At 46.4% G+C, this 7,252-nt stretch carries 8 protein-coding genes; all 8 read right to left on the minus strand.

All coding sequences use genetic code 11. From position 1 onward, the window contains the following. Nucleotides 1–120 precede the first annotated feature (120 nt). The 8 genes from QUB52_RS28180 to QUB52_RS28215 all read right to left on the minus strand — a co-directional run bounded on the left by QUB52_RS28180 (nt 121) and on the right by QUB52_RS28215 (nt 7,192). Nucleotides 121–297, minus strand: coding sequence for a hypothetical protein (locus QUB52_RS28180; protein ID WP_265237061.1), 177 nt, complete (start codon nt 295–297; stop codon nt 121–123). Nucleotides 298–671: 374 nt separating this feature from the next. Continuing rightward, nucleotides 672–881 (minus strand): hypothetical protein, encoded by a 210-nt coding sequence (locus tag QUB52_RS28185; RefSeq protein WP_332976323.1) that lies wholly within the window; start codon nt 879–881, stop codon nt 672–674. 24 nt (nt 882–905) lie between these two features. Continuing rightward, nucleotides 906–2,630 (minus strand): DHA2 family efflux MFS transporter permease subunit, encoded by a 1,725-nt coding sequence (locus tag QUB52_RS28190; RefSeq protein ID WP_332975572.1) that lies wholly within the window; start codon nt 2,628–2,630, stop codon nt 906–908. Nucleotides 2,631–2,742: 112 nt separating this feature from the next. Further along, entirely contained in the window at nt 2,743–3,378 is a 636-nt protein-coding gene (locus tag QUB52_RS28195) for a TetR/AcrR family transcriptional regulator (protein ID WP_332975571.1), read from the minus strand. A 937-nt stretch (nt 3,379–4,315) separates the two neighbouring features. After that, nucleotides 4,316–4,732, minus strand: a complete 417-nt coding sequence (locus tag QUB52_RS28200) for a nuclear transport factor 2 family protein (protein WP_332975570.1) — start codon at nt 4,730–4,732, stop codon at nt 4,316–4,318. Between the two features lie 164 nt (nt 4,733–4,896). Next, entirely contained in the window at nt 4,897–5,859 is a 963-nt protein-coding gene (locus QUB52_RS28205) for a pyridoxamine 5'-phosphate oxidase family protein (RefSeq protein WP_332975569.1), read from the minus strand. Between the two features lie 34 nt (nt 5,860–5,893). Continuing rightward, nucleotides 5,894–6,493: a glutathione S-transferase family protein gene (locus tag QUB52_RS28210; RefSeq protein ID WP_332975568.1), complete on the minus strand. Its 600-nt coding sequence runs from the start codon at nt 6,491–6,493 to the stop codon at nt 5,894–5,896. A gap of 33 nt (nt 6,494–6,526) precedes the next feature. Next, nucleotides 6,527–7,192 (minus strand): SDR family NAD(P)-dependent oxidoreductase, encoded by a 666-nt coding sequence (locus QUB52_RS28215; RefSeq protein ID WP_332975573.1) that lies wholly within the window; start codon nt 7,190–7,192, stop codon nt 6,527–6,529. Between the last annotated feature and the right edge of the window lie 60 nt (nt 7,193–7,252).

The following is a 7,252-nucleotide window of genomic DNA, read 5'->3' on the forward strand; positions in this document are numbered from 1 at the left end:
CGTGATGCTATATCTGCCCATTTTTGTGACTTATTTATGCCTTCTTTAATTCCCCAATCTTAGACCTGAATCCTTACCTACTAGACAAGCGATCGGCATATTAGGCTTGTAAAAAAGAACTTAATCAGCACGCTTATTCTTGGCGCGTGTGTGCAGTTTTCCGCGAACAATGATGCGTCCATTTGTGATGGAAAATTCCTCTCGGACTTGCGTTTCGATATCCCATCCCGCACCTTCTAAGGCAGGAGTAATGTATTTAGTGCAAATGTCGCGTTCAGAGAGTTGCTTTTTATCCATGCTTCAGTATTCTTTCAGCCCCTCTATCTTCAATCTATAGCGACTTATATTTGTAAATTGTGGTTTTTAAGAGCTAACTATGTATATAGATTGCCCATATAAATTAAGCTATTAAGTTGATTTTTGATATGCAGCTAATTCTCAAAATGTTGTTCGACAGCGATCGCATCTCCCATTCTCCCACAATGCAGACATCTTAAATCGTGCTTCACACTGGGAACACTAAGCTAAAAGCTTAAGCTGATTGACGATGGCGATCGCCATCGCACTTCCACACAGACTTATTTCGCACTTCAGGCCCTCCCATTGGCGGCAGCATTTCCCATAACCTTTCAACCTCAACCCTCTGGATAGAGACTTAATTGCCGCCTCCCTTAAAATCTCATCCAAGTGACCAATCTGGTGTTCAGCAGGGCGATCGCTTCAATAACTCGCTCTACTTCACTGCTTCCCCGATTGCTCAGTAGCGCCATCACCCTCGCCAACGCCTTCGAGCGCTCTGGTTCAGGAAGCCGTGAAGTAGTGCTGCAATCCTGCTCCTGCAACACTTTACTAGCTTCGTCCGCTACGAAAGTCCGCTTCATCGTTACAGAATTAAAATCAAACAATTAGTGAACAGCAGGTGCTTTGGCTCCAGTGCCTCCCTTGCCGAGAAACAGCAGCAATGGCAACGAGCAGAGAAAGATAATGCCGACAAAGCGAAAAATGTCTGCGTAGGATAGAACGGCTGCCTGCGTATTGACTAATTGGGAGAGCGCGGCGAGGGCTTGTTGTTGGGCAGTTGCGGCATCAGAACCGCGACTCTGAAACACACCAGTGAGTGCATTGAGCCGCTCAGTTGTTTCTGGATCGTAAGGCGTTAACTTTGCCAACAAAATAGCTCGATGAAAAGCCTCTCGCCGAGTCAGTAATGCGGTCAGAATAGCAATGCCAATACTACCACCGAGCTGACGAGTCAAGTTATAGAAGCCCGATCCAGCCGATACATCTTCTTTGGGGATGGAACCCAATGTTGCCAAACTCAGGGGCAGGAACATCAAAACCGTACTTGCACCGCGCCAGATTAGGGGCCAAAACAAATCATCAGTTCCGGTTTGGGGCGTGATTTTTGCCAGTGAGAACATGACGGCTGCCGTTCCACAGGCTCCCAGCGCAATTAAAATGCGGGCATCCACCTTAGTCGAAATTTTGCCCAATAAAACCATTATGATGGCGGACGCTAAAGCTCCAGGAGCGAGTAGAAATCCGGTTTGCATTGCCGAAAATTTCAGCACGCCTTGAGCAAACAGCGGTACAGCAAACAAGGCTCCGTATAACCCCATGCCCAAAATACCAGAGTAAAGGCTACCGGCTGCCAGGGATTTATGTCGCAGAACCCGTAAGTCAACTGCTGGTGATTTTGTGCTGAGTTCTCGCCAGATGAACAGACACAGCCCCATAACCGCCAAAAACGCCAGGAGCGTAATGAAACCCGATTCAAACCAGTTTTCTTTTTCCCCTTCTTCCAAAAATCCTTGCAAACTACCTACCGCAATACACAGCAGTACAATTCCTGTCCAGTCCACTTTCTGCTGGCTCCGTTCCTGTTGCCCAGAGTCAGGTCGGAGAAACACGATCGCCATGATGACAGCCACAATACCGACCGGCAAATTGATAAAGAAAATCCAGCGCCAGCCTAACGTATCGGTCAGATAGCCGCCTAGCGTGGGGCCAATAGCCGGGCCTGAAATCACCCCAACTCCAAACACCGACTGCGCTAACCCCTGTTCTGCAGGGGGAAAAGTTTCAAACAGAATCGCTTGCGCTTTTGCCAACAGTCCGCCTCCGCAAAAGCCTTGAAGAATTCGAGCTACCACTAGCATCGGCAGGTTGATGGATAAACCGCATAACACCGAGGCGGCTGTGAACCCGATCATGGAAAAGACAAAGTAGGTTTTCTTGCCGAAGAAGTCCCCCAACCAAGCAGAGAGCGGAATCATCACAACGTTGGCGATCGCGTAACCCGTTACGACCCAAGCAATTTCGGTCACGGTTGCGTCTAATGTCGCCTGCATATTTGTTAAAGCAACGTTCACAATGCTGGTATCAATGACTTCTAAAATTGCTCCTAAAGAAGCCGTCAGGGCGATCGCCCACTTGAGCGGTCCCTGCACGTACCCGGCTGCATCACTGGCAGATTGTTTCAATTTTTTTAATGGTTTTGCTCGCTTTTGTTGAGCGTTTTGTTGAGCGTTTTGTTGGTGTTGAGGCTCAGACTCTTCCAAATCGGTAAAACCCTGAATATCAATAGAATCTGGTTCAGTTGTATGACTATGTATTTGAGGGCGTTTCATTTTTAGTCTCTATTTTTGCGATCGCAAAGAGGCAGGTGCTTCGCAGCACCGCAACGGGTTAGGGTGCTTTAATCTGTCCATGCCAAATTCATACGAAAATTGTCAGGAACCTTCATTCTGGAGACGGAGTACGACTTACAGAAGACGCTGCTGTGCTAACTCCCCGCACAAATAAATCCACACACCCTTCGATGTATTGTTTACGGCTATAGCCCCGGTTTACTTGAGAAACATGGCGGCGAATCATACCAGATAGCAGCATTCCCGTCAATTGATCTACTGCCAGTGGCAGGTCAACATTCGGACGAATACTGCCGCGTTCAACACAGGTTTGTAGATAGGAAATTAGTTTTTCACGTAGCGGTAAAAATGATGCCTGAAGCACCTCCAATGCTTCTATCGGATGTCGGTGAGCTTCACCAATAAACATCCGAAATAGAGCTTCGTACTCCTCCAGCATTTCGTCGTGGAGCTTTGCATAATGCAGGAGATCGCGGCCTAGATCATAAGTCCATTCGTCTTGATGCGCCAACGCCTCCGTCCGCAATGCTGTAACGTGGTGGGCAACCGCACTCAACACTTGCTCTTTGCTCTGAAAGCGGCGAAACAAAGTGACTTCACTCACATCTGCAACACGAGCAATTTCACGAGTTGTCGCTCCAACGTAGCCTGCTGTAGAGAAAACTTCAATCGCGGCTTTCAACAGGCGATCGCGGGTTTCTGCTGCACTTCGATTCGTTCTACTCATTTCAATTAATGTAAGCACTAACTTACATATTCTAGGCCGCCAAAGAGCTGTAAGTTCAGCATAAAGACGGATTTTTGAAACATCTCGCGTGGAATTACGCTCAGATGCCGGGAAACTAGAAAAAGTCGTCGCGCCAGGAAACTAAAGCTCGCAGCAAGAAACCCGGTTTCTAGAGTAAAGCCGAGAGGTAGAGTTGAGGGAGTGTTGCCACTCCACCTTTTTTGTTCCAAAACCATGCTTGCGATTGTTCACCGGACAGGTTAATGCGGTGAAAATTCCGTCAAAAGCCTTATCTGTAGCCTAAGAGCGAAACTTGAGCTAAAAAAAGATGGGCCAAAATTCACTCATTCGCCCTATTCAGTAATTCTGTGCGTACCGAGCTGTGCGATTACGTTAAGAATTTTAGAGTTCTGATTGCCAGTCTGGATAGACATATCCGCAATCTATCAAAGCACGTTTAAATTTAAGCGTTTTTAGCTAAACAGAGCTTGAAACGTAAGGATTCAAGTCGAAAAAGTGGCAGATGTAACGCTTTTCTGGCAAGGTTTTCATGGCAAAGTAAGGGCTTTTGTCTATATCTATGCACTGTCACTCTTATGACGATAAATCACATTTTTTTCTCATCTATTGACCAATACTTCGGACAGTTTTATGCTTAATTAAATACCTAAAACCCATACTGGCTATAGTATATACTATTTTTTTAAAGTTTAAGTTTAGCCTTAAGTTTGAAAAAAAGATTAAAAATGCGAAGGCTTGCACTATAAAGCTTACAGAGGCTTTAAAAAACTGTCCGAAGTATTGTTGACAATAAAGATTAATTTAGCATCAAGCTACAGAGCTAAAGTCTTTCCCCAGCAAGAAGTTATCTTACCTGAATCCTTACCTTGTGACTTATTTATGCCTTCTCTTATTCCCCAATCTTAGACCTGAATCCTTACGTGCGAAACTTTCGTTCAGATTCTTGGATGGGTAAATCATTAATGCAGGCAAATCGACGCATCATTAGACCGTTATCAGCAAATTCCCAGTTTTCATTACCATAGGAGCGATACCAGAAGCCAGAATCATTGTGCCACTCATATTCAAATCGCACCGCAATCCGATTATCCATAAAGCACCAAAGCTCTTTTTTCAGGCGATAGTCTAGTTCTTTCTCCCATTTGTGTTTGAGAAATGCTTTGATCGCGGTTCGTCCATTCAGAAACTCCGATCGATTCCGCCACTCAGAATCTTCGGTGTATGCTAGGGCAACTCGCTCTGGATCGCGGGTATTCCAGACATCTTCAGCAATTTGTACTTTCGCTAAGGCAGTTTCTACGGTAAATGGTGGGAGAGGGAGTTTAGCTTCCATAAAAGTTGGTTTGTAGATAAGTTAATCAAGATTGGTTAGTGTCAAGAAGTTTTCGGCACTGGCAAATTGCAATTGTGAAATACTTTTGCTGTAAGGCTTTAAAAAATTAAGTTTCTTGGTGGCGAAAACTTCGTGACACTAACAAGATTAAATAAGCCATTCCCTCACCAAGAACCTGTGGGATCTAGGAAAGGTGAGAATGCTGGCGATGACCAGCGCAGTGGGAGACTGCCCTCTACCCGATAACCACGATCGAGGTGGAAGCGAAACAATCGCTCTGCTCCCTCGTAGTCATTGATTTGGGCCCCTTCCCAAATCACTTCGGCTGTGCCAGTAAGGTAAAGCAGGTTGCTCCGCTCAAAATCCACAAATAGTAGTCCTGCACGAGGATTTAACTCTAGGTTGCCAAAGGTATTAAATTGACAATTACCAGAGAAGTCGGGAACGGTCAGTGTATAGTCATCGTCTAGCCGCACAAAGCCTGGTTTGCCACCGCGATGAGAAACATCTACCCCACTAGCAATGCCCGCCGATGTGTTTTGATAAGCGGTTGCAATGAAGAGGGTGTCAGCGATCGCGATCGCGGCCCGTTCTTCCGATCCAAGCATTTGGAATTGATGGATCGATCGCGGTGTTGCTGAATCTTGCTCAATTAGCTCAAACATCCGAGCTTGAATATATTTGGGACAGTTGCCAAAGCTTTGTCCCACTTGCACCTCAAAGCGATCCGAGTCAATTGCTGTGACAGTACCATTCACACGATTGCGACGACGGGTATGGAGTTCAATTCCGAGCAAGCCGATATCGATGCGATCGGCAAGAGTATTTGTGAGAGGATCGCCAAACAGGGGCTTGGCGGCAACCTGCAAGGTGCGATCGTCTGGTGAAGACAAAAAGCCCGGTTCCCCTACCAGAATTGAAGCCCAGGGGCTACCTGTCGCATCCACCGTGCCCACAATTATGTAAGGAAGTTGGGGGAAGAACTGCCGAAACTGATCGGGCAGATATTCCCGAATCATTTGTCGTCCTTGCCTATCCATCTTCGCCTGTGTGCCCATTCGGCCTTGAATTGCTAGTTCACCCGCATGAAACGGCGATTCGGTTCTTGTCCAGCCTGGGATTGCCATGTGTTACCTCTCTTCTTAAGATGTGTTGGTTCACCTACATTCCTGCCATTGGGATATAGCCAGGGAGTTGTTTGATGCGATCGATCCAACTCAGGACGTTGGGATAGGGTGCGAGGTCGATCTTGCCATCGTCCGCCAGAGCAACGTAGGGAAAAACTGCGATATCGGCGATCGTCGGGCGATCGAATTCTAACCAGTTTCGCGTACTCAAATGTTGGTCTAATTGAGTCAGGATATTCTTTGCTTGCTGGTGTGCCCGTTCGATATTGATGTTGGTAACCCCAAACAAATAATAAAGTCGGGAATGTTCAGGGCCCTGGCGAATTTCTCCAGCAGTTGTCGATAGCCAGCGAACGACTTGAGCCAACGGGAGTGCATCCAACGGGAGCCAACTATCGCCGCCATACTGCCGCGCCAAGTACACCAAAATAGCTTGAGCATCCGCTAGTTTGGTATCGCCATCGATCAACAGAGGAACTTGACCAAATGGATTGAGGGCAAGATATTCCGGCGATTTTTGTTCGCCTTTCATCACATCCACTTTGACCCATTCATATTCGATGTTTAACAGTTCCAGCAACAGTCTTGGTTTGTAGCTGTTACCAGACATTTCGTGACCGTAAAGCTTAATCATGATGTTTCTCTTTTGAGTGTAAATATGAGTGATTTAGGAAAGCCCTATTCCCTGCTTCGCATTGGCGGTGGAAGCCTGCCAGATATCTTCAAATCGCTGATATTCTTCGATATCTGAAGAAAGTTTTTGGATAAGCCTCGGCAATGCTCTGGGACCGATCGCTAGGTGAATGGGTGGGTCAGGTAATTCCACAACTTTCAACATTGCCTGAACACCCATCGCTGCATCACCACGAACAGATTCAGCGGAATACTTAGCCATTTGCTCTCGAAGGAAATCGTACTCTGGCATCGGATGAGCTGAAATTAAAGAACGGTCTTCAAAGTCAGTAGCAAAGCCTCCTGGCTCAATGACTATAACCTTGATACCAAATGGTTTAAGTTCCTGCGCGAGGGACTCTGAAAGACCTTCAACTGCAAATTTAGAGGCATGATAAAGTCCCAGTCTTGGCACTGTCATCCGTCCGCCCACTGAAGAAATGTTCAAGATATGACCGGAACCTTGTTGTCTGAGAAGGGGGATGACTACGCGAGTCACATTCAAAAGACCAAAGACATTGGTTTCAAATTGGTTGCGAATTTGCTGATCGCTCACTTCCTCAATCGCGCCCATTAATCCATACCCCGCGTTGTTCACGAGTACATCAATTCTCTCGAATGCCTCTAAACCACTTTGCACAGCAGGGCAGGGGGAACGCATCTTATTGAACACTGTTCATCAGTGATGAGTATATTTTAAGATAAATTCACCATTGTTAGA

Source organism: Microcoleus sp. A6-C6 (assembly GCF_036705955.1).
Taxonomy (GTDB): domain Bacteria; phylum Cyanobacteriota; class Cyanobacteriia; order Cyanobacteriales; family Microcoleaceae; genus Microcoleus.

What these genes read in the sequence shown, in the direction of transcription:
- QUB52_RS28180 (WP_265237061.1), bottom strand. Translation starts at nt 297, where the DNA reads ATGGATAAAAAGCAACTCTCTGAACGCGACATTTGCACTAAATACATT.
- QUB52_RS28185 (WP_332976323.1), bottom strand. Translation starts at nt 881, where the DNA reads ATGAAGCGGACTTTCGTAGCGGACGAAGCTAGTAAAGTGTTGCAGGAG.
- QUB52_RS28190 (WP_332975572.1), bottom strand. Translation starts at nt 2,630, where the DNA reads ATGAAACGCCCTCAAATACATAGTCATACAACTGAACCAGATTCTATT.
- QUB52_RS28195 (WP_332975571.1), bottom strand. Translation starts at nt 3,378, where the DNA reads ATGAGTAGAACGAATCGAAGTGCAGCAGAAACCCGCGATCGCCTGTTG.
- QUB52_RS28200 (WP_332975570.1), bottom strand. Translation starts at nt 4,732, where the DNA reads ATGGAAGCTAAACTCCCTCTCCCACCATTTACCGTAGAAACTGCCTTA.
- QUB52_RS28205 (WP_332975569.1), bottom strand. Translation starts at nt 5,859, where the DNA reads ATGGCAATCCCAGGCTGGACAAGAACCGAATCGCCGTTTCATGCGGGT.
- QUB52_RS28210 (WP_332975568.1), bottom strand. Translation starts at nt 6,493, where the DNA reads ATGATTAAGCTTTACGGTCACGAAATGTCTGGTAACAGCTACAAACCA.
- QUB52_RS28215 (WP_332975573.1), bottom strand. Translation starts at nt 7,192, where the DNA reads ATGCGTTCCCCCTGCCCTGCTGTGCAAAGTGGTTTAGAGGCATTCGAG.